At 60.3% G+C, this 23,588-nt stretch carries 24 protein-coding genes; 9 read left to right on the top strand and 15 right to left on the bottom strand.

Going from position 1 to position 23,588, the window contains the following annotated elements:
* Together mprF and FHT82_RS23930 are read left to right on the top strand one after the other, a co-directional pair.
* Entirely contained in the window at positions 1–2,607 is a 2,607-nt protein-coding gene (gene mprF / locus FHT82_RS23935; RefSeq protein WP_183735187.1) for a bifunctional lysylphosphatidylglycerol flippase/synthetase MprF, read from the top strand.
* The gene (locus FHT82_RS23930; RefSeq protein ID WP_183735186.1) at positions 2,604–3,986 is read left to right on the top strand and encodes a virulence factor family protein; all 1,383 of its coding nucleotides are present in this window, start codon (positions 2,604–2,606) and stop codon (positions 3,984–3,986) included. Before mprF ends, FHT82_RS23930 begins: the two co-directional genes overlap by 4 nt.
* On the opposite strand, the gene FHT82_RS23925 is transcribed toward FHT82_RS23930, so the two are convergent.
* The 6 genes from FHT82_RS23925 to ruvC all read right to left on the bottom strand — a co-directional run bounded on the left by FHT82_RS23925 (position 3,983) and on the right by ruvC (position 8,344).
* A complete protein-coding gene (locus tag FHT82_RS23925) occupies positions 3,983–4,546 on the bottom strand; it encodes a DinB family protein (protein ID WP_183735185.1) in 564 nt (187 codons plus the stop codon). The genes FHT82_RS23930 and FHT82_RS23925 overlap by 4 nt on opposite strands.
* 115 nt (positions 4,547–4,661) lie before the next feature.
* The gene (locus FHT82_RS23920; RefSeq protein ID WP_183735184.1) at positions 4,662–5,174 is read right to left on the bottom strand and encodes an NUDIX hydrolase; all 513 of its coding nucleotides are present in this window, start codon (positions 5,172–5,174) and stop codon (positions 4,662–4,664) included.
* A 4-nt stretch (positions 5,175–5,178) separates the two neighbouring features.
* Complete coding sequence (locus tag FHT82_RS23915) at positions 5,179–6,081, bottom strand: metallophosphoesterase (protein ID WP_183735183.1); 903 nt, start codon at positions 6,079–6,081, stop codon at positions 5,179–5,181.
* Positions 6,082–7,119 carry a Holliday junction branch migration DNA helicase RuvB gene (gene ruvB / locus FHT82_RS23910; RefSeq protein ID WP_183735182.1) on the bottom strand — a complete coding sequence of 346 codons (1,038 nt, stop codon included), beginning with the start codon at positions 7,117–7,119 and terminating at the stop codon, positions 6,082–6,084.
* Between the two features lie 70 nt (positions 7,120–7,189).
* Positions 7,190–7,804, bottom strand: coding sequence for a Holliday junction branch migration protein RuvA (gene ruvA / locus FHT82_RS23905; RefSeq protein ID WP_037103812.1), 615 nt, complete (start codon positions 7,802–7,804; stop codon positions 7,190–7,192).
* Positions 7,805–7,816: 12 nt separating this feature from the next.
* Positions 7,817–8,344, bottom strand: coding sequence for a crossover junction endodeoxyribonuclease RuvC (gene ruvC / locus FHT82_RS23900; protein ID WP_183735181.1), 528 nt, complete (start codon positions 8,342–8,344; stop codon positions 7,817–7,819).
* A gap of 248 nt (positions 8,345–8,592) precedes the next feature.
* Here ruvC and FHT82_RS23895 point away from each other — a divergent pair, with 248 nt between their 5' ends.
* The 3 genes from FHT82_RS23895 to FHT82_RS23885 all read left to right on the top strand — a co-directional run bounded on the left by FHT82_RS23895 (position 8,593) and on the right by FHT82_RS23885 (position 12,512).
* Positions 8,593–10,908, top strand: a complete 2,316-nt coding sequence (locus tag FHT82_RS23895; protein ID WP_183735180.1) for a methyl-accepting chemotaxis protein — start codon at positions 8,593–8,595, stop codon at positions 10,906–10,908.
* A gap of 7 nt (positions 10,909–10,915) precedes the next feature.
* Complete coding sequence (locus FHT82_RS23890) at positions 10,916–11,410, top strand: N-acetyltransferase (RefSeq protein ID WP_183735179.1); 495 nt, start codon at positions 10,916–10,918, stop codon at positions 11,408–11,410.
* Positions 11,411–11,510: 100 nt separating this feature from the next.
* On the top strand, positions 11,511–12,512 hold the full coding sequence (locus tag FHT82_RS23885) for an LLM class flavin-dependent oxidoreductase (protein ID WP_183735178.1): 1,002 nt from the start codon (positions 11,511–11,513) through the stop codon (positions 12,510–12,512).
* Positions 12,513–12,585: 73 nt separating this feature from the next.
* On the opposite strand, the gene FHT82_RS23880 is transcribed toward FHT82_RS23885, so the two are convergent.
* Positions 12,586–13,332, bottom strand: coding sequence for a YebC/PmpR family DNA-binding transcriptional regulator (locus tag FHT82_RS23880; protein ID WP_183735177.1), 747 nt, complete (start codon positions 13,330–13,332; stop codon positions 12,586–12,588).
* Between the two features lie 174 nt (positions 13,333–13,506).
* Between FHT82_RS23880 and FHT82_RS23875 the strand changes: the two genes are divergently transcribed.
* Positions 13,507–14,010, top strand: coding sequence for a pyridoxamine 5'-phosphate oxidase family protein (locus tag FHT82_RS23875; protein ID WP_183735176.1), 504 nt, complete (start codon positions 13,507–13,509; stop codon positions 14,008–14,010).
* 28 nt (positions 14,011–14,038) lie between these two features.
* Here the strand turns inward: FHT82_RS23875 and FHT82_RS23870 are convergent, their stop codons facing one another.
* From FHT82_RS23870 to FHT82_RS23855, 4 genes are all read right to left on the bottom strand, one after another.
* On the bottom strand, positions 14,039–14,884 hold the full coding sequence (locus FHT82_RS23870; RefSeq protein ID WP_183735175.1) for an MBL fold metallo-hydrolase: 846 nt from the start codon (positions 14,882–14,884) through the stop codon (positions 14,039–14,041).
* 85 nt (positions 14,885–14,969) lie between these two features.
* Positions 14,970–15,794: a YmdB family metallophosphoesterase gene (locus FHT82_RS23865; protein WP_183735174.1), complete on the bottom strand. Its 825-nt coding sequence runs from the start codon at positions 15,792–15,794 to the stop codon at positions 14,970–14,972.
* A gap of 3 nt (positions 15,795–15,797) precedes the next feature.
* On the bottom strand, positions 15,798–16,385 hold the full coding sequence (locus FHT82_RS23860) for a 5-formyltetrahydrofolate cyclo-ligase (RefSeq protein WP_183735173.1): 588 nt from the start codon (positions 16,383–16,385) through the stop codon (positions 15,798–15,800).
* 67 nt (positions 16,386–16,452) lie between these two features.
* Positions 16,453–16,914 carry a MarR family transcriptional regulator gene (locus FHT82_RS23855; protein WP_183735172.1) on the bottom strand — a complete coding sequence of 154 codons (462 nt, stop codon included), beginning with the start codon at positions 16,912–16,914 and terminating at the stop codon, positions 16,453–16,455.
* Positions 16,915–16,972: 58 nt separating this feature from the next.
* On the opposite strand from FHT82_RS23855, the gene FHT82_RS23850 reads away from it, so the two are divergent.
* The gene (locus FHT82_RS23850) at positions 16,973–18,040 is read left to right on the top strand and encodes an FUSC family protein (protein WP_183735171.1); all 1,068 of its coding nucleotides are present in this window, start codon (positions 16,973–16,975) and stop codon (positions 18,038–18,040) included.
* On the opposite strand, the gene FHT82_RS23845 is transcribed toward FHT82_RS23850, so the two are convergent.
* The 4 genes from FHT82_RS23845 to FHT82_RS23830 all read right to left on the bottom strand — a co-directional run bounded on the left by FHT82_RS23845 (position 18,037) and on the right by FHT82_RS23830 (position 21,891).
* A complete protein-coding gene (locus FHT82_RS23845; protein ID WP_183735170.1) occupies positions 18,037–18,828 on the bottom strand; it encodes a hypothetical protein in 792 nt (263 codons plus the stop codon). The two genes, FHT82_RS23850 and FHT82_RS23845, sit on opposite strands and share 4 nt — an antisense overlap.
* Positions 18,829–18,867: 39 nt before the next feature.
* Positions 18,868–19,782, bottom strand: a complete 915-nt coding sequence (locus FHT82_RS23840) for an NAD(P)-dependent oxidoreductase (protein WP_183735169.1) — start codon at positions 19,780–19,782, stop codon at positions 18,868–18,870.
* A complete protein-coding gene (locus tag FHT82_RS23835; protein ID WP_183735168.1) occupies positions 19,779–20,603 on the bottom strand; it encodes a glycosyltransferase in 825 nt (274 codons plus the stop codon). The genes FHT82_RS23840 and FHT82_RS23835 overlap by 4 nt, the downstream gene beginning before the upstream one ends.
* Positions 20,604–20,670: 67 nt before the next feature.
* Positions 20,671–21,891 (bottom strand): NAD-dependent epimerase/dehydratase family protein, encoded by a 1,221-nt coding sequence (locus FHT82_RS23830; protein WP_183735167.1) that lies wholly within the window; start codon positions 21,889–21,891, stop codon positions 20,671–20,673.
* Positions 21,892–22,009: 118 nt separating this feature from the next.
* Here FHT82_RS23830 and ybgC point away from each other — a divergent pair, with 118 nt between their 5' ends.
* Together ybgC and tolQ are read left to right on the top strand one after the other, a co-directional pair.
* On the top strand, positions 22,010–22,459 hold the full coding sequence (ybgC, locus tag FHT82_RS23825; RefSeq protein WP_183735166.1) for a tol-pal system-associated acyl-CoA thioesterase: 450 nt from the start codon (positions 22,010–22,012) through the stop codon (positions 22,457–22,459).
* Between the two features lie 403 nt (positions 22,460–22,862).
* Positions 22,863–23,582 carry a protein TolQ gene (tolQ, locus tag FHT82_RS23820; protein ID WP_029868707.1) on the top strand — a complete coding sequence of 240 codons (720 nt, stop codon included), beginning with the start codon at positions 22,863–22,865 and terminating at the stop codon, positions 23,580–23,582.
* The last annotated feature ends 6 nt before the right edge of the window (positions 23,583–23,588 follow it).

The raw sequence follows: 23,588 nt of genomic DNA, 5'->3' as shown, positions 1-23,588 counted from the left end.
ATGTCGGGTCACGGCGAGTTGGAAGAGAATTCGGAGACGGAAGAGGGCTTTTCGCCAGGAGTACTTTTCCGACGCTATAGGACGCCGCTGACGGCTTTCGCCACGCTTCTTATTTTTTGCCTCGTCGGCTACGCGATCATGCAGCTGACGGACGAGGTGCGCTACGATGACGTGGTGGAGGCACTGGCCGAAACTCGGCTGAGTTCGATTCTGCTCGCTCTGTTTTTCACGGCGCTGAGCTTTCTGGCACTCGTCTTCTACGATCTCAACGCCATCGATTATATCGGCAAGCGGCTGCCTTTTCCGCATGTCGCGCTCACGGCGTTCAGCGCCTATGCGGTCGGCAACACCGCCGGTTTCGGCGCGCTGTCGGGTGGGGCGATCCGTTACCGCGCCTATACGCGGCTTGGACTTTCGCCTGAAGATATCGGTCGCATCATCGCCTTCGTGACGCTGTCCTTCGGCCTCGGTCTTGCTGCCGTGGCGGCGATTGCGCTGCTTATCATCGCCGATGAAATTGCGCCGCTGATCAGCGTCAGCAGCCTTTGGCTTCGTATCATGGCAGCGGCGATCCTGGCGATCCTTGGTTCCCTCATGGTGCTTGGGCGCGAAGGCCGGGTAATCGAAATCGGGTCGATTGCGTTGCGCCTGCCGGATTCGCGCACATGGTCGCGTCAGTTCCTGGTCACCGCCTTCGATATCGCAGCCTCAGCCTCGGTGCTCTACGTGCTCCTGCCGCAGACGGCGATCGGTTGGCCGGTGTTTCTGGCGGTTTATGCGATCGCCGTTGGGCTTGGCGTGCTGAGCCATGTTCCGGCGGGGCTCGGCGTCTTCGAGACCGTCATCATCGCCTCGCTCGGCAGTGCGGTGAATATCGATGCCGTGCTCGGTTCGCTGGTGCTCTACCGCCTGATTTATCATGTGCTGCCGCTGCTGATCGCCATCCTTGCGGTCTCCGCCACCGAACTACGCCGCTTCGTGGATCATCCGGCCGCGTCTAGCGTCCGGCGCATCGGCGGGCGGCTGATGCCGCAGCTTCTTTCGGCGCTGGCGCTGCTCCTGGGGGTCATGCTGATCTTTTCGAGCGTGACGCCGACGCCCGATCAGAACCTCGAATTCCTCTCCAACTATCTGCCGTTGCCGATGGTAGAAGGCGCGCATTTCCTCTCCAGTCTGCTCGGTCTTGCGCTGGTCGTTGCCGCCCGTGGACTCGGCCAGCGGCTCGATGGAGCCTGGTGGGTGGCGGTGTTTTCCGCCGTCGCTGCCCTGACGCTCTCGCTGCTGAAGGCGATCGCCCTTGTCGAGGCGGCCTTCCTCGCCTTCCTGGTCTTCGGCCTGTTCGTCAGCCGCCGGCTCTTTACCCGCCATGCTTCACTTCTCAATCAGGCGATGACGGCATCCTGGCTGATGGCGATTGCGGTGATCGTCGTCGGTGCGGTTGTCATCCTGCTCTTCGTCTATCGCGACGTGGAATACAGCAACCAACTCTGGTGGCAGTTTGAATTCGCGGCGGAAGCGCCGCGCGGCCTGCGTGCTGTACTCGGCATCACCATCATTTCCTCGGCGATCGCCATCTTCAGCCTGCTGAGGCCAGCGACCTTCAAGCCGGAGCCGGCGGACGAGGAGGCGATCCGCCGCGCTGTCGCGATCGTCGAGAAGCAGGACAGTGCGGACGCCAACCTCGTGCGCATGGGCGACAAGTCCATCATGTTCTCGGAAAAGGGCGACGCCTTCATCATGTATGGCCGGCAGGGCCGGTCGTGGATCGCGCTGTTCGATCCGATCGGCGAGCATCATGCCGTGCAGGAGCTGGTCTGGCGCTTCGTGGAAGCGGCGCGCGCCGCTGGCTGCCGTGCAGTCTTCTACCAGATTTCGCCGGCGCTGCTTTCGCACTGCGCCGATGCTGGCCTGCGCGCTTTCAAGCTCGGCGAACTGGCGGTGGCCGATCTGCGCACTTTCGAGATGAAGGGCGGCAAATGGGCGAACCTGCGTCAGACCGCAAGCCGCGCGCAACGCGACGGCCTGGAATTCGCCGTTGTCGAACCTGCCGATATCCCCGAGATCATCGGCGAGCTCTCGGGCGTTTCCAATGCCTGGCTCGAGCATCACAACGCCAAGGAGAAGGGCTTCTCGCTCGGCGCCTTCGATCCGGACTATGTGACGTCGCAGCCGGTCGGCGTTCTCAAGAAGGACGGCCGGATCGTTGCCTTTGCCAATATCCTCGTCACAGCGGCGAAAGAGGAGGGGACGATTGACCTCATGCGTTTCTCGCCCGACGCGCCGAAGGGGGCCATGGACTTCCTGTTCGTGCAGATCATGGAATATCTGCGCGCCCAGGGCTTTAAGCATTTCAACCTCGGCATGGCGCCCCTCTCCGGCATGTCGAAACGCGAGGTGGCGCCCGTCTGGGATCGTATCGGCGGGACCGTCTTCGAACACGGCGAGCGCTTCTACAATTTCAAGGGGCTTCGTGCCTTCAAATCCAAGTTTCATCCGCACTGGCAACCGCGCTATCTTGCGGTTTCCGGAGGAGGCAATCCGATGATCGCATTGATGGATGCGACATTTCTGATCGGGGGCGGATTGAAAGGGGTAGTGAGAAAATGATGAAAAACATACTGTTTGCTGCTGCATGCGTCAGCATGCTTGCGGCCGTGCCGTCTTATGCTGCCGATGAAACCACCCAAAGTTTCGAAACGGGCCTGATCCCTTCGCCGCACATCTTCCTGCCGCAGGGCGAAGTGAAGGGCGCCGTCTTCCTGATTTCCGATGCGGCCGGCTGGGGTGACTACGAAAAGACCGAGGCCGACCGCCTGGTTTCGCAGGGCTCCATCGTCATCGGCGTCGACTTTCCGTCCTATATGGAAGCGCTCAATCGCTACGACGTCAGCCTCAACGACGGCTGCATCTATACGGTTTCCGATATTGAATCGCTGAGCCAGCAGGTGCAGCGCGCCGCCGGCAACAGCCCCTATCACCTGCCCATCATTGCCGGCATCGGCGAGGGCGGCGCTCTGGCTTTGGCCATTGCCGCGCAGACGCCTGATGCGACGATCGGCCAGACATTTGCCGTCGATCCGCGTGCGGGTATTCCGCTTGCCAAGATGCTTTGCACGCCCGCAGCAAGGCAGGTGGTCGGTGATCGTAGCGTCTATGGGCTCACTGACGGCACTCTTCCGGACCCTGTTATCGCTACCTTCACGCCTCAGGCGGACAAGGATGGCCGCGCCCATGTCGAGAATCTGAAGAAGGTCCACGATGCGATCGACATCCGCGACTCGTCCGATGATGCGCAGACCGTGTTTGCCGACACGCTCGATGACCTGGTGACGGCTTCGGGCGCCTTCGACAATCCGCTCGGCCTGCCGCTTGCCGTTCTCGACGCCACGCCGAACCTCGATACGATGGCGGTGATCTATTCCGGCGACGGTGGCTGGCGCGACATCGATAAGGAAGTGGGCGGCATGCTGCAGAAGGAAGGCATTCCGGTCGTCGGTATCGACTCGTTGCGCTATTTCTGGACGGAGCGGAAGCCGCAGGAAACGGCCGACGATCTTTCGCGCATCATCGAGTTTTACCGCAAGCAGTGGAAGGTGAAACATGTCCTGCTGATCGGCTACTCTTTCGGCGCGGATATCCTGCCAGCCACCTATCAGTTGCTGAAACCGGCTGAGAAGACGGCGGTGGCGCAGATTTCGCTTCTGTCGATGTCGCATCAGGTCGATTACGTCATCTCCGTCATGGGCTGGCTCGGCCAGAAGACTGAAGGTGCTGGCGGCGATCCCGTCAAGGATCTCAAAGATGCCGATCCGAAGCTCGTCCAGTGCATATACGGTAAGGACGATGATGACGATGTGGCCTGTCCCGCCGTCAAAGATGTCGGCGGCGAGGTTATCGAACTGCCGGGCGATCATCACTTCGACGAGAATTATGATCTTTTGACCAAGACGATCATCGATGGCCTGAAGGCGCGCCTCAAGGGTTAGCGCATCAGCATCTCCTCGCTCCAGCCGAGAGCGGCGATCTCGCCGCCCCGGAACCTCGCATCGTCATCGACGATGAATTCGTCGAGTTGCGGCGGAGCAACGCTGCTGCCCGAGAGCATGGCATGCACCTGCCCGCGATGGTGCGTCTGATGCTGGAAGAGGTGGCTCAACACATCCTCCATGCGCTCCCGCTGGACGCGGCCGTTGCGCTGAAGCTCAATGATGGAGACCAGCTTCTCGGGCGCCAGCGTTTCGCAGATGGCAACAAGGCGCTGATCGACCTTCGCTTGCTCTGCGGAGAGCGATGGCAGGTCATCGAAGGGTTCTTCGACGTCGAAGGCGCGAAGGCCGAGGGTGCCGCCTTCGAGGCCATCGACATAGAACCAGTCGACCGTGAGGATGTGGTTCAACGTCGATTTGATCGACGGGAAAAAGCTTGTGCGCGTGGCCTCGAATTCACCGGGGTTTAGGGCTGCACAGGCGGCAAGAAGCCGGTTGTTCGCCAGGGCATTGTTATAGGCGAGCTTTCGGAACATGCGGCAGGGATCGAAACTCGGCATCGCGTCTCCTCCTTGGAGCATTTCCGTTTTTTTCCTCGAAACACGAAAATGCTTTATCTCTTTGTTTTCACGCCATTCTGGACGCAAACCGCTTCGCACTTTTGCCAGAATAGCTCTAATCCTTGTCATCGAGATCACCGTCGCGCCACACCAGGTGACGGGGTGAGGCGGGCAGGTTTTCGATCTCACCGGCAAGGAAATAGGGCGGAATATCGAGTGCCGTCAGAGCCTGAAATGTTGCGGGTACCCATTTGAATTCCAGATGGTTATCGCCATCCTCCACCCGATGAATGATCTCATGTGTGCGGAACGGAAATTCCTGGGGGATTTCCATGAGATAGTAGAAGCCGAGTTCGTGCCAGTCGCGCCCCTCGTAATGGAAGAAATTCTCGACGGACCAGAGCAGACGGCCGACGGTCACTTCGACACCGAGCTCCTCCATCATCTCTCGCTTCAGCGTCTCCTCAGAGGTTTCGCCGATCTCGGCACGGCCGCCGGGGAAGGTCCAGAAAGGTTCGTGAACGGCGCGATGGACAAGCACGTGTCCGTCGCGAAATCCGAGCCCGGCGATGCGGTAGTTGAAGCGCTGGCTGCCTGCATTGAGGCGAACGACGGTTCTCTTGGGCATGATATTATCCGAGATCGATGACCACTATCTCCGGCGGAATGCCGAAGCGCACGGGCGCGATGGAGCAGCCGAGCCCGCCGGAAACGATGATGTTTCGGCCGTTTTCTACAATATGACCATAGGCATAGCGATCGCCATAGCGCGAGGGCACGATCGGCGAATACCCGAGAAGACGGATCTGTCCTCCATGCGTGTGGCCAGACAGAGTAAGCGATACACGTTCGGGCACGCGCGGAAATATGTCGGGCTCGTGGGCAAGCAGGATGACGGGCGCGTCGTCGGAAACCTGCGCAAGCGTTCCGCCGAGATCATCGAGACCCTGCATCCGGCTGCGGCCCCATTTCCTGCCCGGCAGGAGTGCTAGCTGATCTTCCAGACCTGCCAGCCAAAAGCGATGCCCGTCCTTTTCCAACCGGACGGCGCGATTGCTGTAGACGGGGATGCCGGCTTCGGCCAAAGCCCTATGTCCGAACGTATCGCCTCCGCCATTCTTCTGCGCAGTCCTATCCTCCCACCAATCATGGTTGCCCATGATCGCGTGGACACCGAGCGGGGCTTTGAGCGTCGCGAGCGCTTTCGACCATTCGCTGGAGTGAACGTAACGCGTTACCATGTTCATGCCGGCGGCGTAGTCGCCGAGCAGGAGTATGATATCACCTTCCAGCTCGTTGGCGCGGGCACAGATCGAAGCGATGCGGTCTTTGGACATCCAGGGTTCGCAGGCGTGGAAATCGGCCAATGCGACAAGGCGCAGCTTCAGGCCGGGCGTCCATCCCGGCGGGGTCAGCGTATAACGGGAAATTGCCAGCCGGGCCAGCGGTTCATAGGCGAAGGCATATCCGCCGAGTGCCATGAGGCCGGCAAAGCTGCCGCCCATGAGCTTGAGAAAGCCGCGCCGGCTGATCAATCAATCGTCCTCCCGGAACAGCCCGAACTGCGCAGCCTCCATATCCTTCGGCGGCTGCATGCCGAGATGTTTCCACGCGATTGCGGTCAGAACGCGGCCACGCGGTGTGCGCTGGATGAAGCCCTGCTGGATCATGTAAGGCTCGATAATGTCCTCAATCGCGTCGCGCGGCTCGGAGAGACCGGCGGCAATGGTTTCGATGCCGACCGGGCCGCCGCCGAAATTGACGGCGATCATGTTCAGGTAGCGTTTGTCGAGCTGGTCGAGGCCCATATTATCGACCAGCAGGCGGGTTAGTGCCTCGTCGGCGATCTCACGGGTGACGGCTTCGGCCCTTGCGACTTCGGCAAAATCGCGCACGCGGCGCAGCAGGCGGCCGGCGATACGCGGCGTTCCGCGGGCGCGCCGCGCGATCTCGCGGGCGCCGTCATCGGTCATGCCAAGGCCCATCAGGCGGGCGCCGCGGCGAACGATCAGCTCCAGTTCCTCCACCGTATAGAAGGAGAGGCGCACCGGAATGCCGAAACGGTCGCGCAGCGGCGTGGTCAGCAGGCCGAGGCGGGTGGTGGCGGCGACGAGCGTGAATTTCGACAGGTCGATCTTCACCGAGCGGGCGGCAGGACCCTCGCCGATGATGAGGTCGAGCTGGAAATCCTCCATGGCTGGATAGAGGATTTCCTCGACTGCCGGGTTGAGGCGATGGATTTCGTCGATGAAGAGAACGTCGCGCTCTTCGAGATTGGTCAGCAGAGCGGCCAGATCGCCAGCCTTTGCGATAACGGGGCCGGAGGTTGAGCGGAAATTGACGCCGAGCTCCTTTGCCATGATCTGCGCCAATGTCGTCTTGCCAAGGCCGGGCGGGCCAACGAAGAGAACGTGGTCCAGTGCCTCGCCGCGGTTTTTGGCCGCTTCGATGAAGATCTTGAGATTGGCGCGCGCCTCCGCCTGGCCGGTGAACTCGTCCAGAGACTGCGGGCGCAGCGTGGTGTCGAAGTCTTCGCCACGCTTTTCCGGCGTTATCAGGCGGGCATCAGTCATTGAGTATTTCCGTTAGAAGCTTGCTCAAGTCCATACACCAAGCGGCCTGCATTGACACCCTGTGGGGCCATCAGCGTGAGAGTTCCCGCAGGCCGAGACGGATCAGCTTCGCGCTATCCGCATCTTCGCCGGCCGTCTTCATGGCGGCGGCAACCGCATTGGCCGCCTGATCACGCGAATAGCCGAGATTGGTCAAGGCCGAAACGGCGTCGGCAACGGGGGCTGCGGCCACGCCTTCGCCGATCTCCTGCTTGAGGCCGATATTGATCGCCTCGCCGGCAAAGGCGGGCGCCTTGTTCTTGAGCTCGGTGACGATACGGATCGCGACCTTGGGACCGACGCCCTGAGCGCGCGAAACGGCGGTCTTGTCCTGCAGGGCGATGGCATTGGCAAGCTCGGGCGGTGTGAGCGTCGAAAGCACGGCGAGTGCCACTTTCGCGCCAACGCCCTGCACGCTCTGCAGCAGGTTGAACCATTCGCGTTCGAGCTGTGTCTGGAAGCCGAAGAGCTTCAGCTGGTCCTCACGCACATAGGTCTCGATAAAGAGCACGCAGGCCTCTCCGACGGAACCGAGCTTTGAGAGTGTGCGCGCCGAGCAAAAAGCGACGTAGCAGACGCCGTGCACATCCACGAGCACATAGTCGTCGCCGATCTCGTCTATGGTGCCTTTCAGCTTGCCGATCATGATCTTGTTCCGTCAGGGATGGGTTTGGGGAGCGCCGGCGATTGCCTGCCGCATGCGGTTTGCGCCACGGTGATGAGCATGGCAGATGGCGATCGCCAAGGCGTCGGCGGCGTCGTTGCCCTTGAACTCCGCCTTTGGCATCAGAATTTTCAGCATCATGTGAATCTGCTGCTTTTCGCCGTGGCCGACGCCGATGACGGTCTTCTTCACGGCGTTTGGCGCATATTCCGATACCGGCAAACCGGCACGGGCTGGCACGAGCATGGCGATGCCGCGGGCCTGGCCGAGTTTCAGCGTGGCTACCGCATCCTTGTTGACGAAGGTCTGTTCGACGGCGGCTTCCTCCGGCTTGTAGGAATGGACCACATCGGCAAGGCCGTCATGCAACTGGCAGAGGCGTGAGGCGAGGTCCATGTCACCATCCGAGGTAACGGTTCCCGAGGCAACGAAGCGCAGCGAATTGCCGAGCGTATCGATGATGCCCCATCCGGTACGGCGAAGGCCGGGATCGATGCCGATAATACGAATCGTGTTTTGCATGGCTCACCCTATAGCGATGGCGAAATAAGTGCCACCGATATGTGAACAAAACAAAAACATGCCGTGTTTTGCGCGGCCGCATTTACCGCGAATTAAGCCGAATGCCTGAATTCTAATCCATCAAATGTGAGAGGAGCCGGCTTTCGCAAAGCTTAAGGCTTCCAATGGTCTGTTTACAGTTCAACCGCTGGGTGATGTCTCCGTGATCCCACCCGTCGGCGGCGCCGTTCCGGAAGGGTTCGTTTTTCATGGCTCAGAGATTTCAGTCCCTGTCCTTCAAGGTGATAGCCACCTTCATCCTGCTGACCACGCTTTCGGTCGCGGTGATCAATATCCTTGCCTATTTCGCCAGCAGCCGCGTTTCCGACGAGCAGGCACTGAAGGCGAAGGAGAGCGTGCTGATCTTCCGCGGCGACATGCTGCAGGATCAGCTCGAACAGCTCGAAAACCAGGCGACCTCGATTGCGCGCATCGAAGCGCTGCAAATGTCGATCACCAATCTGAAGAGCGGCTGGAAAACGATGGAGAAAAGCTCCGGCGACGCGCGAGGCGAGCTGAGGAGGGTCTTCATCGCCGACAACCCGAACCCGGCAGACCAGCGCGAAAAGCTCATCAAACCCGAGGGGCCGAGCGGGTTCTACTATTCGAGCCATGAGAAGACGCAGGGCGAAGTGGCCCGCGACCTCGCCGATACCGCCTTCAGCGACCTCCTGATCGTCGATCTCGATGGCACCGTGCTCTATTCCTACAGGAAGAATGAAGACTTCGCGGAAAATCTGAAATCGGACGCCTGGAAATCAACCGGCGCGGGCATCGCCTATGCCAAGGCAATCGAAAACACCGCCAAGGCGACGGACGATTCCGCGCCGACGGCCTTCTCCGGCCTGCGTGTCGATGCCGGAAGCGGCAAGTCGGCGATCTTCTACGCCGTGCCGATCGTCAAGCTCGGCCAGGCGAAGGGTCTGATGCTATTCAAGGTGCGCGACGATGTCGTCACCAGCATTCTAGCGAAGGGTATCGTGTCCGGCAGCACGGCGCAGGCTGCGATCATTTCAGGTGACGGCTCGGCCGTCGGTCTCAATGCATCCGGCCAGCTTGCGACGCTCGATACTGCGCCGTTCACCTTCATCAAGGATGCGCTAGCGAGCTCGGCGATGACCGTTGCGGATTTCGATCGCGCCGATGGTGCGGCACGCGCTTATGTGCGCGGCATCGATTATCGCGGTGACCGGTTCCTCGTCGTCGAAAGCGTACTGCTCAGCGAATTGAATGCCGGCTCCATCGAGATCGCCACGCTGTTGACCTGGATCGGCATCGGCGTTCTCGTCATCATGGCTGTTGCCACGGGGCTCATCACCAACTTTCTGTTCTCGCCGCTCGCCCGCCTTGCGGGCGTAACGCGCGAAGTCGCTGACGGCAGGCTAGAAGTCGAGATCGGCAGCCAGAATCGCAAGGACGAGATCGGCACGATGGCGAAGGCGCTCGCTCGTTTCAAGCAGTCGCTGATCGAAGGCCGTCAACTCGAAGCCGCGAGCGAGCAGACGCGTGCACATGCCGAAAGCGAGCGCCAGCAGAACCTTGCACAGCGCGAGGCAGAAGCCCGCAGCCTGCAGGACGTCGTCAGTGCGCTCGACGAGGGGCTTCATCATCTGGCGAGCGGCGATCTGGCCTACCAGATCGAAACCCATTTCCCGAGCGAGCTCGAAAGTCTGCGCGTGAACTTCAATGAGGCGCTGGCGACGCTCAACGAAACGATGACGGCGATCGGCGGCAACTCCATGGCCGTCCGGGCAGGCTCCGAGGAGATGCGCACGGGGGCGGATGAGCTGGCCGGCCGCACCGAACGGCAGGCAAGTTCGATCACCGAGACGGCCAATGCCATCAGCGCCATCACCCAGTCGGTGCGCGTGCAGATCGAACGGGCCGAACAGGCCGAGCGCATTGCCCGTGACGCCAAGAAGGAGACGGTCGGCTCCAGCCAGATCATGCGCGAGACGATCGCGGCGATGGAAGCGATCCAGGCGTCTTCGCGCCAGATCAACACCATTATCTCTGTTATCGACGATATCGCCTTCCAGACCAATCTACTGGCGCTGAACGCCGGCGTCGAGGCGGCACGCGCCGGCGAAAGCGGCAAGGGTTTTGCGGTCGTCGCCATGGAAGTGCGCGAACTGGCGCAACGCTCTTCGAGTGCGGCCAAGGAAATCTCCAGCCTGCTGCAGAAATCCACGCATGAGGTCGAAAGCGGCGTGGCGCTGGTCGAACGGGCAGGGCTGGCGCTCACCGGCATCGGCGGCCATGTCGAAGCTATCAACGGTCAGATCAATGAGATCATGGAATCGACTCGCGAGGAGGCCGATACGCTGCGGCAGATCAACAGCGCGGTCGCCGAGCTTGATTCCATGACGCAGCAGAATGCGGCGATGGTCGAGGAGACGACGGCCGCGATCCATCGCCTGGCAACGGAAGCTGTGGAGATGGACCGCCAGCTTGGCAACTTCACCCTTGCCGAAGGATATCAGCAGCACAGCGCCGACGTGCATCAGCTGCGCAGGCGGGCCTGATCGCATCATGCTGATCCGGTTCGAAAGGCCTGAGGACGCGGATGCCATTCACGCGCTGACGTGGGTGGCGTTCGAACCGATGCCTTACAGCAACAATACCGAAGCGCGGATTGTCAGGGATCTTCGCGCGTCAGGTAATCTAACGCTATCGCTCGTCGCCGAAGAAGGCGGGCAGATCATCGGCCATATCGCCTTCTCGCCGATCACAATCGGTGACATCAAGGATGGGTGGTATGGGCTCGGGCCGATTTCGGTAAAGCCGGAGCGGCAGCGGCAGGGGATTGGCAGAGCGTTGATCCTGAAAGGGCTCGATCTGCTGATAGAACGTGGTGCGAGCGGCTGCGCGCTGATCGGCGATCCCGCGGTTTATCGCGGCGCAGGCTTCGAAAGCGATGGAAAGCTGACTTATGGCGATCTCGATACGCGATATGTCCAGCGGATCGTCTTCAAGGGATCGCCACCATCAGGCGCATTGAAATTCTCCCCGGCTTTCGACGAATGACGGTTATTTTCCGCGGCAGCTTTTGTTTGCGTCGCGATTTGGAATAGCGCCATAGCGAACCTACATAGACCGCACTCCCATTCTTGCGCGGCAGGTTTCCATGGTTCCCTTTTCCATTCTCGATCTTTCTCCCGTGGCAGACGGCACGACCATCAGCCAATCCTTTGCGGCGTCGAAGCGCATGGCGCAGAAGGCGGAGGAATTCGGCTATACGCGTTTCTGGATGGCGGAGCATCACGGCATGCCCGGTGTCGCGAGTGCGGCGACTTCGGTCATCCTTGGGCAGATCGGGGCGGTGACGAAGACCATCCGCATCGGTTCGGGTGGCGTCATGCTGCCGAACCATGCGCCGCTCGTCATTGCCGAACAGTTCGGCACGCTGGAAGCTCTGTTTCCCGGCCGCGTCGATCTCGGCCTCGGCCGCGCGCCGGGAACGGATATGCGCACGGCGCAGGCGCTGAGGCGTAACCTTGATGCCGGCGCAAACAGCTTCCCCAACGATGTGGTGGAACTGCAGCAGCTCCTCGATACGCCGATCGAAGACCAGGCAATCCTTGCCGTGCCCGGCAACAATTCGCACATCCCGATCTGGTTGCTCGGCTCCAGCCTCTACAGCGCCCAGCTTGCGGCCATGCTCGGCCTTCCCTTTGCCTTCGCCTCGCATTTTGCGCCTGACATGTTGCTCGATGCTATCGCGATCTATCGCGACCGTTTCCAGCCTTCGGCCGAACTCGACAAACCCTATGTGATGGTCGGCGTTATGGGGGCGGTTTCGGAGACGGACGAGGAGGCGCAGTATCACTTTACCTCAGCCCAGCAGCAGTTCGTCAACCTCCGGCGCAATGTGCGCGGACCTTTCCCGCGGCCCGTCAAGGATATGGATGCCTTCTGGTCGCCGATGGAAAAGATGAATGTCGAGCATACGCTGCGCTACGCCGTCGTCGGCTCGCCGGCCACGGCCGAAACCCAGCTCAACGATTTCCTCAAGGAAACGCAGGCGGATGAGGTCATCATTTCGATGCCGATCCATGACATCGAGGCGCGGCTGAAATCGGTGGAGCTCTTTGCCGGGCTCGGCAATTTCATGCGGGCTGCAGCCTGATCACAAGAATACCAGACAAAGAAAAAACCCGGCTGAGCGCAGCCGGGTTTTTCTGTTTCGTATTGGAGAGGTCTCAAGCCGAGAGCTTGGCCAGAACCTCTTCCGAGACTTCGAAGTTCGAATAGACGTTCTGCACGTCATCATCGTCTTCCAGTGAGTCGATGAGCTTCAGCAGCGACTGGGCTCTTTCCTCATCGACCGGCACGTTGTTCTGAGCGCGCCAGACGGCTTTTACGGTTTCGGCTTCGCCGAGGGACGATTCGAGAGCCTTGGCGACGTCGCCGAGAGCTTCGAAAGCGGTCGTGATGTAGTGACCCTCTTCATCGGTCTCGACATCGTCGGCGCCTGCTTCGATGGCGGCTTCCATGATCTTGTCGGCATCGCCGGCAGACAGCTTGTAGGTGATTTCGCCGACATGATCGAAGGAGAAGGACACCGACCCGGTTTCGCCGAGTGCGCCGCCGGCCTTGGTGAAGATCGAGCGGACGTTGGAGGCGGTGCGGTTGCGGTTGTCGGTCAAGGCCTCGACGATGATCGCCGTGCCGCCCGGGCCGTAGCCTTCGTAGCGGACTTCGTCATAGTTCTCGGTGTCGGCGCCGGAGGCCTTCTTGATGGCGCGGTCGATATTGTCTTTCGGCATCGACTGGGCTTTGGCGTTCTGGATCGCCAGGCGCAGTCGGGCGTTCATTGTCGGGTCGGGAAGACCAGCTTTGGCGGCAACGGTGATTTCGCGCGCGAGCTTGGAGAACATTTTCGACCGCACGGAATCCTGACGGCCCTTGCGGTGCATGATGTTTTTAAACTGTGAATGGCCAGCCATGGCACCCCTGTTCACGTCTCATTGTTCGGAATGGGCCGCCTTATAAGATCGGAAAGGGCGATATTCAAGGAAAAAGCGGCCATTCGGTCTTGCCATCATGGCTTGATAGGTGGCGGAACAAAGCCTGAGAGGCGACGTTTTCAACCGGACAGCACCAGCAGGAAAGGAACGGCTATGGCAAGCTTCAGCGAAGCCCGTGAACAACCGGCGCGTCAACTCTGGGATCAGATCAACGACATCCACGCCGGCATGCTCGGCCTTTCAGGCGTCGATATGCATATGCAGCCGATGGCCCCCAATGTCGATCCGACCACCAATACGATCTGGTTCTATACCAAGACGGATGCCGAACTCGTACAAAAGATCAAACCCGGCAGCCGTGCGCATTTCTGCGTCATCGGCAAGAACCATGATTATCATGCCTGCCTGTCCGGGGTTATCGAGGTGCGTCCGGATCCCGCGAAAATCGAGGAGTTCTGGAACTCCGTCGTTGCCGCCTGGTACGAAGGTGGCAAGAAGGATCCGAAGCTGACGATGCTTGCCATGCATGTCGATGATGCCGAGATCTGGGTTTCGACCGGCAGCAAGCTGAAATTCGGCTGGGAAATTGCGAAGGCCAATTTCGACGAGGAGAAGATGCCTGACGTCGGCATCAAGCGACATCTGCAATTTGCATAAGCCAAAGGCCCGGCACAGTTCGGGCCTTCTACTGCACATCCTTCATCACGTAGATTAGCGGCTTTTTCGGCAGCGTGCGCAGCGAAACGGTGATGCTGTTGTCCGGTGCATAACTGACGTCGAACCCATTGCCGAACATCGAGATGAAGGCGTTGACCGGCGGACCGCGGCGATGCATCGGCAGGATCAGCGACGAGCGCAGCCGCTTGATAACGCGGCTCATGCTGTCGGCACCCATGGTCAGACCGCCATCGACCGGCACCATGACCACGTCGAGCCGGCCGATTTCCGTGTAATGGGTATCGGTCAGCTCGTAATGCAGATGGCCGAGATGGCCGATGCAGAGGCCGGCGATTTCGAAGATGAAGATTGAATTGCCGTCCAGTTGCGAGCCGCCCAGCCCATAGCTGAAACGGATATCCGTCGTCACATTGTGGATATAGGCGTCGCCCACGACGAGATTGATCCTGGCCTTTTCGCCCGGGATGTCGCTCCACCCATGCAGCACGTGTTTGATGCCGGGATCCGGGGTCAGCGTGTAATGCGTCGAGTGCGCCTTGTTCATGGTGACGACATCGGGCGTAATGGCCGGCCTGTACCAGCCATTATAATCGGTGGCGATGACGATGCCGCCGGGAGTCTCTATTTCGAACGTCGAATGGCCGAGATAGGTAAATTTGACGTCCTCATCCTCGGAAACCGCAGGGACGATCGGCGCTACACTGGAGAAACTCGCGAAGATAGCCTTGGGGATATTCTGGGCGATGGCCTGGCACTGACTGACAGGTTCTCGTTCTTCCTGGGCTTTGGCAAGGTTCGGCGCGGTGAAAACCGCAAGGCATGCGATAGCGAGGACAAGACAATGCGGCTTCATGCCACCCCTCCGGCGCTTTCACGAAGCGGAAAGGATGCGGCATGCCGTCGCAGCGGTCCAGACGGAGCATGCTCACAATTGTGTGTTAACGCCAGAACTCCGGGATCGTTTCGGCAAGTCTTGGACCAAGCCGCAGCGGAGCGATCTTTTCCGCCAGACCTGTCGCATCGGAGATTTCCACGCCGACGCCGCAGATGGTAGCGGGGCCGGTCGCGGCTTCCATGCGGCCTTTCGGCATCTTGGAGATGAAGCGGTTGAGCGGCTCTTCCTTGTCCATGCCGAGCGAGGAGTCGTAATCGCCGCACATGCCGGCATCCGACATGTAGGCGGTGCCGCCATTCAGGATCTGCGCATCGGCGGTCGGCACGTGGGTGTGGGTGCCGACGACGAAGCTGGCGCGGCCGTCGACGAAATGGCCGAAGCATTGCTTCTCACTCGTCGCTTCCGCGTGGAAATCGAAGATGATCGCATCGGCCTGTTCCTTCAGAGGGCAGGCGGCGAGGATCGTCTCGGCGGCCTTGAAGGGGTCGTCGAGCTCGGGATGCATGAAGACGCGGCCCATGATGTTGGCGACGAGAATGCGCGCGCCATTGCGCGCATAGAAGAGGCCGGAGCCGCGGCCAGGCGTTCCCTGCGGATAGTTTGCCGGTCGCAGGAACTGGTCGTGGCGGCCGGCGAAGGCGACGGCATCCTTCTGGTCCCAGACGTGATTGCCTGTCGTCACCACGTCGGCGCCGACATTGATCGTCTCGAGAAAGATGTCTTCGGTGATGCCGAAGCCGCCGGCGGCGTTCTCGCCATTGACGATGACGAAGTCGAGCTTCAGGTCGGAAACCAGACCGGGCAGGCGGTCCCAGACCGCGGTGCGTCCCGTCTTGCCGACCATGTCACCCAGAAATAGCAGTCGCATTCCCTATCCAATCCGTGAGGTAAAATGGCGCAGGCCGCTTTCCGTCAGGATGGCATCCAGGCTTATGTCATGCGGCTCAGCGGGTACCTCTGCCACTTCCTGGCAGTCAAATGCAATGCCGATCAGCTTCGGAGACAGGCCTTTTTGCCGGAGACGGCCGATTGCACGGTCATAGTGGCCGGCGCCGTAGCCGATGCGGTGGCCTCTGGGATCGAAGGCCGACAGCGGCACGAGCATGATTTCCGGGTCGAGGATAGCAGCGTCTTCGCCTGGGCCGACCGTGCCGAAGCCGGTGCCGATGAGTGCCACGCCGTGGACAAGCTCACGGAAGACGATGGTCTGCTTGTCGATGATTGCGGGCACGCAGAGGCGGGCGCCGCGGCCGCGCCACCGCGCCATCAGCGGCTGCAGATCAGCTTCCGAACGGATCGGCAGAAAACCTGAGATGATGGTGTCGGGCGCAAAAGCAATCGTATCGCCGGCATGGGCCGCCATGTCGAGGCTTTTGGCTGCGCGCAGATCCGTCGGGATGGCGTCGCGAGCCGCCAGACGTTCGGTGCGCAATTGAGCCTTCAATTCCTTGGGCGTCATCTCAAATCCAGTATCGTTGCCCAGCGAACATAACCGCTTGCGGCTGGTGGCGACAGGTGAAAAGGGTCTATTCCTCGCCTGATTGCGCCTCATTCTCAATGTGGGCATGGGAGAGCTTCAGCATAATTTCCGACGCTTCCATCAATGTCTTGCGCTCCTCCGGCGTCAGCCGGTCATTCATCGCCTTTTCCAGCCAGGCGCGACGGGCGCCTATGTCATCGGACAACACCGTGCGGCCGTGAGTAGTGATCGACAGCTCGATCTCGCGGCGGTCGGCCTCGCTACGCGTACGGCTGATCAGCCCGTCGCGCTCAAGAGCTGCAATGATGCGGGTGACCGACTGCGGCTGCAGATGCTCCTCCAGGGCGAGCCGCCAGGCGGGCATAGGCCCTAGACGGTGAAGTGTCGCGAGAATCGCGATGGTGGAGAGACTGTGCGGACCTTCGGGGCGCGCGGCCCGCAAGCGACGGCCGAGCAGCAGGACGGAGCGCAGAATGAGCGTCGCGGCTGTATCTTTGTTACTGGACATATAGTACGCACTGCGTATTATTTTGCCAAAGCCCAATCCCGAGTCTGAGAGGCCGTCGATGGAAAAGACACTCAATCACGTAGCCGGAGCCTTTCGCTGGTCGACTGAAAAGGAGGTGACGGCGATCGAAATCGCCGTATCGGCGGCTGCCATGGCTGTTCCGGCACTGCTTGCGGCGAAGGGCCATCATACAGGGCTTGGCCTGATCGGCGGCATGGCAATGAGCGGGACGGTAGCGCATGGCAGACCGAGGACGCAAGCTGCGAGCGCAGGGGCCGCATTGCTGGTTCTGATATCTGCGGCGGGGCTTGCCTGTGCACTCGCCCGGCTTGGCGGGTCTTGGCAGACGGGGCTGCTGGTGATTGCCGGCGTTGCCGGTATCGTCGGCGGTTTCGATCGCGCGATGGTTGCCGCTTCCATGCGCTTCATCTTCTATCTCGTCATGGTCGGCGGCATCGTCTCCACCACCACCGCAAATCCGCTGCTGATCTTCGCCATTATCATCGGTGGCGCGCTTTTCGCTGTCGTTCTCCACATCTCGATGGCAGCGGTCGTCGCGCATATCCGCCGTCATGCGGCAGAGCCGGTTGAGGATGAACGCAAGCCGACCGCCAGACAGAAATTCAACAGGCTGCGGCGTTCCCTGATGGAGCCGGCAGGCTGGCAATATCCTGTCCGGCTGGTTTCCTGTCTGGGTGCCGTCTCGCTCATCCACCTGTTCTTTCCCGATCACGATATTCACTGGGCGGCGCTGGCGCTGGTGCTGCTGATCGAGCGGCGGCCGGAACGCTTGCCGCTCAAGACGACGCAAAGGGTGATCGGCGTTCTCTTCGGGGTCTGTTGTGCGGGATTGCTCTCGTTTCTTACCTTGCCGGCCTGGGCCGATGTGCTTGTTGTCGCCGTGCTCGGTGGTATCAGGCCCTTTCTGAGGGCCAGAAATTATCTCGCCTATTCGATCGTGATGACGCCGCTGATGATGATGGCCATGGGAACCGCCGATCATGCCCTGCCGGCTTCCGCGCTACTGGATAGGCTGTTTGCAACTGTCTTTGCCGCCTGCCTTGTGCTGCTCGTCAACCAGGCAACCATCCATTTTCTGCCGCAGACGGCAGAGCCTAAGGCTTAGACGACGATGCTCGAAGGGATGGTCGCTGTCGGCACGGCAGCCGACAGGCCGGTCACGGCTGATTGTGCTGCCCCAATCGCACCTTCGCGGGCAACGTCGCTGTTTTTCTCGCGCAGGTCGCGCATGGCCTTTTCGAGTATTTGCTTCAGTTCGCGGACCACGGATTTGAACTCTTCCATCGTCTTGCGGTCATCGGCGGAAATTGCCGACGATTTCGGACCGTCTTCGATGATTTCCTGATAGGCCTTGCGCGCATGAGCCGCGCCATCCGTTTCCGCAGTGTTCGTGCCGTCCTCGGCGGCTTCCGTTGTCGTCTCGGTATTCTGCGTTGCCTCGGTGGAAGTCGTAGCATCGCTTGCGACAACGTCGGCTGCAGCACTCGTGGTGGCATCGGTCGTCGTGGTGGTGGAAGCTGACGTGGATGCTGCGCCGGCCGCAGTACTTGCGTCGGAAGAGCCACCGGTTGCAACGGCGGAGGCGAATTCGGAGGCTGCGGCGCCGACCTTGCGCGCGAGTTCCGCGGCAAGACGCGCAATCACTTCAGGCGGGAAGCCCGCCGTTTTCAGCGCCTGAAGCTCCTGCTTGGCTTCTTCGAGCTTGCGCTGGGCGCGGCTCTTCGCATCGTCGGCGGAGCTAGCCAGCGAATTGCGCACCTGCTCCAGCGCCAGCGACTGCCGCTGGATCTTCAATACGCCGGTGTCGGGCTCATCGCTCGTGGACGAAACGCCGGATTGTGCCGGCTGGGTGCCGCGCAGAAGGGTGGACGCCGAAACGGTTGCGAGCTGCATAATATACCCCCGATTACATTTGGGGCGCACTCTGCCAGATCAGACTTGCGTGGAACTGGGCCGCGGAACCATTTGTCTCTCGGCCAATTGCCGCATCGTTTGCTCGCAAAGGGCCATGCCGCCGGGCTTCCAGCCGAGCGCGCGGATCTTACCCGTGTCCATAGCGCAAAGCTTTGACTTGTCCGCTGCTTCGGGCAGCGGGAAGGGACAGTCGGCGTGATGCCGGATCGGCGAAAGGATATCTCTCGCATCGACGGCGATATCCGAAACGTTGAAGACCTCGCCGGAGATTCGGGCGCTTTCTGTTTCCAACATCAGCCGCACGGCACGGCCGAGATCGCGACCGTGTACCTCGGTTCCCGCGCGCGGGGAAACAGGCCGGCCGCTCAGATAGTCATCGATCAATCGATCCCATTTGCTTGGATAACGGTCACCGTAAACGCCTGTTGCCCGCAGGCTTGCTCCCGCAAAGCCCGGTCCGGAAAGATGGGCGAGCGTGCGTTCCGCATCGAGCTTGACCTGTCCGTAGAGAGTTTCCGGCGTGGCGGGCATGGTTTCGAAAAGCTCGGTGCCCGGTGCGTGCTCGCCATAGACGGCGCGACTGGACATGAAGATGCAACGGCGGGTGCCTGCGCGCTTTGCTTCCTCGAAGAGTTTCACTGTGCCATCGAGGTTCAGGCGGTGAAACGCCTTTGGGTCATCGCCTTCGCCGCCGCGGTATTTTCCTTCGATGTGGCTGAAGGCAGCATGCACGAAGAAATAGGCGTCATCGAAGGCGCCGATATCGTCCTCATCCGGATCGAGCGAAAGTGGGACGAAATCGACCGGGCGAGAGAAGGACCGGGGGAGCGGCGCACGCCGTCCGCCGACAATCACCTGATATCCGGCAGAAAGCAGCTCTTCGACGATATAACGTCCGACGAGGCCCGTTCCGCCTGATACCAGTACTTTCATGCCGCCTCATCCGGATTGGCCAGAGATGCAATCTCCGGCACATGGCCGCCAATATGGAAACAATGCCACAAATCGATCAAAGGTTGTAGCCTCGCGGCCTTGGGATGATCTTTTTCCCAAGGTTTTTCATATTGATAGTGCAGAATAGAAATGCTCTCCCAATCCCACAGGGCCGGCATGGTGAACCAGACATATTGCAGCATGTTGAAATAGACCGGCAGGCCGTGCCAGTCAGGGAAGAACGTCTCAAGGAAGGTCTGGTCTGTACGCCGCCAGAAGATGTCGGGCTGATCCAGAACCGCAAGCATCTTCCGGAAGGTCTCTTGCGAAGGGCGGGCGACGAAGACCCCGGAGTTCATGCGGCGGAAGTCAACAAGACTTTCATAGACATTCGGCGCCGCGGAGAATTCCGGATAGGCGAAGAGCTTGTCGACGTTCTTCAAGGCGATCGCATCGGCATCGATGAAAACGCAGCGCTCATATTCGACAAGCTGCCAGAGGCGGAGCTTGCAGAAATTGTCGAGCGGCGAGTGAAAAGCCGGCTTGCGGCCCTTGGTGAAAGGTGCCTCGGAATGGAGGTTGCCGCGCGCATGCCGCTCGTTGAAAGCATCAGACAAAGGCAGATGCTCAACTTCAACCAGCCGGCAGCCGAGAGCGTCCAGTGGGGCGAGGGTGGCCGCGTCAACACCGCCGGTATGCAGGATGACGATGGCGGCATCCGTACCAGTGCGGCGCAGCGAGTTGGCTAGTGCCGTCGCGCCCATAGCGTAATCGGCATTGGTGACCAGGGTGACGTAGGCGAACTGCGGGACTGAGGTCATGGATGCGAGGTACTTTCCTGAGCGGCCTCGCTCCGGCACGGCCGTTGCTTCGAGAAGATAGCACCACTCATGATACGGACTTCAGCCGCTTGCCCTCCGGGTCGTGATTAATTGTCGCGGCGATATCCTTCGTCCAGGCGGAGACGGCCGGGACGCGGGAGCGGTCGACACGGTAAGCGAATTTCCTGGCGACTTCGACGATTTCGTCGAGCAGGCCGGCTTTCAGGGTAATCGGATCGAGGCCAAGGCCGAGGAACTTGTCGTTCCTGACGACCAGATCGTTTTCGGCGGCTTCCTTGCGCGGATTGGGCAGCCAGACGACTTCGGAACCGGCCATCTTGGCGATCATCTCCGCAAGATCGCGCACGCGGTGGGTTTCCGTCATCTGGTTGAAGATCTCGACCCGTGAGCCGCGAGCGGGGGGATTCTGGAGCGCCAGTTCGATGCAGCGAACGGAATCCTGGATGTGGATGAAGGCGCGCGTCTGTCCGCCGGTGCCATGGACGGTCAGTGGATAGCCGATGGCGGCCTGGATGAGGAAGCGGTTCAGCACCGTGCCGTAGTCGCCGTCATAATCGAAGCGGTTGATAAGCTGCGGATGGCGGCGCGTCTGTTCAGTATGCGTGCCCCACACGATGCCTTGATGCAGATCAGTGATCCTAAGGCTGTCATTCTTGGCATAGAACTGGAAGAGCAGCTGATCCAGGCACTTGGTCATGTGGTAAATGGAGCCGGGATTGGATGGATAGAGAATCTCCTGGGAGGCAGTTTCGCCATCCATCGTCTCGATACCGACAGGCAGATAACCTTCCGGAATGGCGGCGCCGACCGTCGAATAGCCATAGACGCCCATCGTGCCGAGGTGGACCACATGCGCATCGAGCTGCAGCTCGACCAGCGCATTCAAGAGATTATGCGTGGCACTGACATTGTTGTTAACAGTGTAGTTCTTGTGCCGGTCGCTCTTCATCGAATAGGGCGCGGCGCGCTGTTCGGCGAAATGGATGATCGCATCCGGCCGGTTTTCCGCGAGCCACTTCTTCAGGAGCTCGTAGTCCCGAGCGAGGTCGATCAGATTGAAATGGATGCGGCGGCCGGTTTCGTCATGCCAGATACGAGTGCGCTCCTGAATGGAGTCCATCGGCGTCAGCGACTGGACGCCGAGCTCGGTATCGATCCAGCGACGGGAGAGATTGTCGAGGATGTGGATGTCATGCCCGGCATCGGAGAGATGTAGCGAGGTTGGCCAACCGATGAACCCGTCTCCGCCCATCACTGCAATCTTCATGCCACTGGCTCCTCATGGTTGCGTCCTAACGGGAATAGTTAGGAAATATGACAATTGTTCAATGCTTGCGTGTCGAGACGTGTTGCGCCAAAGAGGGCCGGAAAGTTTGGAGAAAATTATGGCGGAACACGGTTTTTCTATTTCCGGCGAGCTCACCGAGGTGGGTCATCGACTCGTCCAGCGGGTCTATTACGAAGATACCGATTTCTCCGGTCTGGTCTATCACGCACGCTATCTGCATTTCCTCGAACGGGGCCGCACCGACTACCTGCGCTGTCTCGGTGTCGAGCAGCGAGAGCTTGTGAATGCGGACGAGGAAGGACTCGTTTTCGTTGTTCATCGCATGGAGATCGACTTTAAAAGCCCGGCCCGCATGGACGATATTTTGACCGTGATCACACACACGGAAAAGGCCGGTGGCGCGAAGATGGTGCTCAACCAGGAAATCCGCCGCGCCGATACTCTGCTAATCGCCGCGAAGGTGATCATCGCCGTGATCAATGCCAAGGGCAGGCCGCGCCGGCTGCCGGAGGCGCTCGCAAGGCAAATGCTTATTCCAGAGACCTGAAAATAGCCGGGACAATGCCTGCGTTTCCCGCGTCAAACTGCCGGAATCGAGGGCTTGTAAAAACTTGAATTTTATGTGAAGGAATTGCCGCGCTGCAAGATGAGCGCTGTGTTCAGCAACCGGGCGATGCTCCGGTCAAGTTATCCAGGAACAAAATCTCTCGCGACATTCCTGCTGTCATAGTCTGGCACTAACGATCTATTAACCATAATGGTGTCTTACTCGCGGAGTCGGAGTTTGTGCGACGCACGCCTTCCTTTGACCAAATTTGACGGCAAGAAGGCGGAAGAAGAGCTTGGAAGCTTGACCAGGGCTTTGGGCGGCGGCCGCCAGACATTCTTGCGTGATCACTTCGTGCCGCCCGGTCAAGCGCCGGGCGTTTGGATTCGGGGATTTTGGATCTATGGAACAAGTAGGATTGGCAGCAGCCACGACCGACGTCAGCCTCTGGTCGCTTTTCATGCAGGCCGGCATCGTCGTCAAGCTGGTCATGCTCGGCCTTATCGCCGCTTCGGTGTGGACCTGGGCGATCGTCATCGACAAATATCTGGCCTACGGACGCGCCCGTCGCCAGTTCGACAAGTTCGAGCAGGTCTTCTGGTCGGGCCAGTCGCTGGAAGAACTCTATCGGACGCTTTCCGAGCGCAACAATACGGGCCTTGCGGCGATCTTCGTCGCGGCGATGCGCGAATGGAAGAAGTCCTTCGAGCGTGGTGCGCGTTCGCCGATCGGTCTGCAAATGCGTATTGACCGCGCCATGGACGTCACACTCGCCCGTGAATCCGAATATCTCTCGGCCCGTCTCGGCTCGCTTGCGACGATCGGTTCGGCCGGTCCGTTTATCGGTCTGTTCGGCACGGTCGTCGGTATCATGACCTCGTTCCAGGCAATCGCCGGTTCGAAGTCGACCAACCTTGCGGTTGTGGCGCCCGGTATCGCGGAAGCGCTGCTCGCGACCGCCATCGGTCTCGTCGCCGCTATCCCGGCGGTTATCGCCTACAACAAGTTCTCCGCCGATGCCGGCAAGCTCTCGGGTCGCATGGAAGGCTTTGCGGATGAATTCTCCGCCATCCTTTCGCGCCAGATCGACGAGAAGCTGCAGCCGCGCCAGGCCGCGCAGTAACGGAGT

Origin of the sequence: Rhizobium sp. BK275 (assembly GCF_014193555.1) — a bacterium.
In the GTDB taxonomy this organism is placed as follows: Bacteria; Pseudomonadota; Alphaproteobacteria; order Rhizobiales; family Rhizobiaceae; genus Rhizobium.
Note: the sequence above shows the minus strand (reverse complement) of the source record. Positions and strands in the feature narration are given on the sequence as shown.

Bases quoted from the DNA above. Each gene is read 5' to 3' on its own strand.
- mprF (WP_183735187.1), top strand. From the start codon at position 1: ATGTCGGGTCACGGCGAGTTGGAAGAGAATTCGGAGACGGAAGAGGGC.
- FHT82_RS23930 (WP_183735186.1), top strand. From the start codon at position 2,604: ATGATGAAAAACATACTGTTTGCTGCTGCATGCGTCAGCATGCTTGCG.
- FHT82_RS23925 (WP_183735185.1), bottom strand. From the start codon at position 4,546: ATGCCGAGTTTCGATCCCTGCCGCATGTTCCGAAAGCTCGCCTATAAC.
- FHT82_RS23920 (WP_183735184.1), bottom strand. From the start codon at position 5,174: ATGCCCAAGAGAACCGTCGTTCGCCTCAATGCAGGCAGCCAGCGCTTC.
- ruvB (WP_183735182.1), bottom strand. From the start codon at position 7,119: ATGACTGATGCCCGCCTGATAACGCCGGAAAAGCGTGGCGAAGACTTC.
- ruvA (WP_037103812.1), bottom strand. From the start codon at position 7,804: ATGATCGGCAAGCTGAAAGGCACCATAGACGAGATCGGCGACGACTAT.
- ruvC (WP_183735181.1), bottom strand. From the start codon at position 8,344: ATGCAAAACACGATTCGTATTATCGGCATCGATCCCGGCCTTCGCCGT.
- FHT82_RS23895 (WP_183735180.1), top strand. From the start codon at position 8,593: ATGGCTCAGAGATTTCAGTCCCTGTCCTTCAAGGTGATAGCCACCTTC.
- FHT82_RS23890 (WP_183735179.1), top strand. From the start codon at position 10,916: ATGCTGATCCGGTTCGAAAGGCCTGAGGACGCGGATGCCATTCACGCG.
- FHT82_RS23885 (WP_183735178.1), top strand. From the start codon at position 11,511: ATGGTTCCCTTTTCCATTCTCGATCTTTCTCCCGTGGCAGACGGCACG.
- FHT82_RS23880 (WP_183735177.1), bottom strand. From the start codon at position 13,332: ATGGCTGGCCATTCACAGTTTAAAAACATCATGCACCGCAAGGGCCGT.
- FHT82_RS23875 (WP_183735176.1), top strand. From the start codon at position 13,507: ATGGCAAGCTTCAGCGAAGCCCGTGAACAACCGGCGCGTCAACTCTGG.
- FHT82_RS23870 (WP_183735175.1), bottom strand. From the start codon at position 14,884: ATGAAGCCGCATTGTCTTGTCCTCGCTATCGCATGCCTTGCGGTTTTC.
- FHT82_RS23865 (WP_183735174.1), bottom strand. From the start codon at position 15,794: ATGCGACTGCTATTTCTGGGTGACATGGTCGGCAAGACGGGACGCACC.
- FHT82_RS23860 (WP_183735173.1), bottom strand. From the start codon at position 16,385: ATGACGCCCAAGGAATTGAAGGCTCAATTGCGCACCGAACGTCTGGCG.
- FHT82_RS23855 (WP_183735172.1), bottom strand. From the start codon at position 16,914: ATGTCCAGTAACAAAGATACAGCCGCGACGCTCATTCTGCGCTCCGTC.
- FHT82_RS23850 (WP_183735171.1), top strand. From the start codon at position 16,973: ATGGAAAAGACACTCAATCACGTAGCCGGAGCCTTTCGCTGGTCGACT.
- FHT82_RS23845 (WP_183735170.1), bottom strand. From the start codon at position 18,828: ATGCAGCTCGCAACCGTTTCGGCGTCCACCCTTCTGCGCGGCACCCAG.
- FHT82_RS23840 (WP_183735169.1), bottom strand. From the start codon at position 19,782: ATGAAAGTACTGGTATCAGGCGGAACGGGCCTCGTCGGACGTTATATC.
- FHT82_RS23835 (WP_183735168.1), bottom strand. From the start codon at position 20,603: ATGACCTCAGTCCCGCAGTTCGCCTACGTCACCCTGGTCACCAATGCC.
- FHT82_RS23830 (WP_183735167.1), bottom strand. From the start codon at position 21,891: ATGAAGATTGCAGTGATGGGCGGAGACGGGTTCATCGGTTGGCCAACC.
- ybgC (WP_183735166.1), top strand. From the start codon at position 22,010: ATGGCGGAACACGGTTTTTCTATTTCCGGCGAGCTCACCGAGGTGGGT.
- tolQ (WP_029868707.1), top strand. From the start codon at position 22,863: ATGGAACAAGTAGGATTGGCAGCAGCCACGACCGACGTCAGCCTCTGG.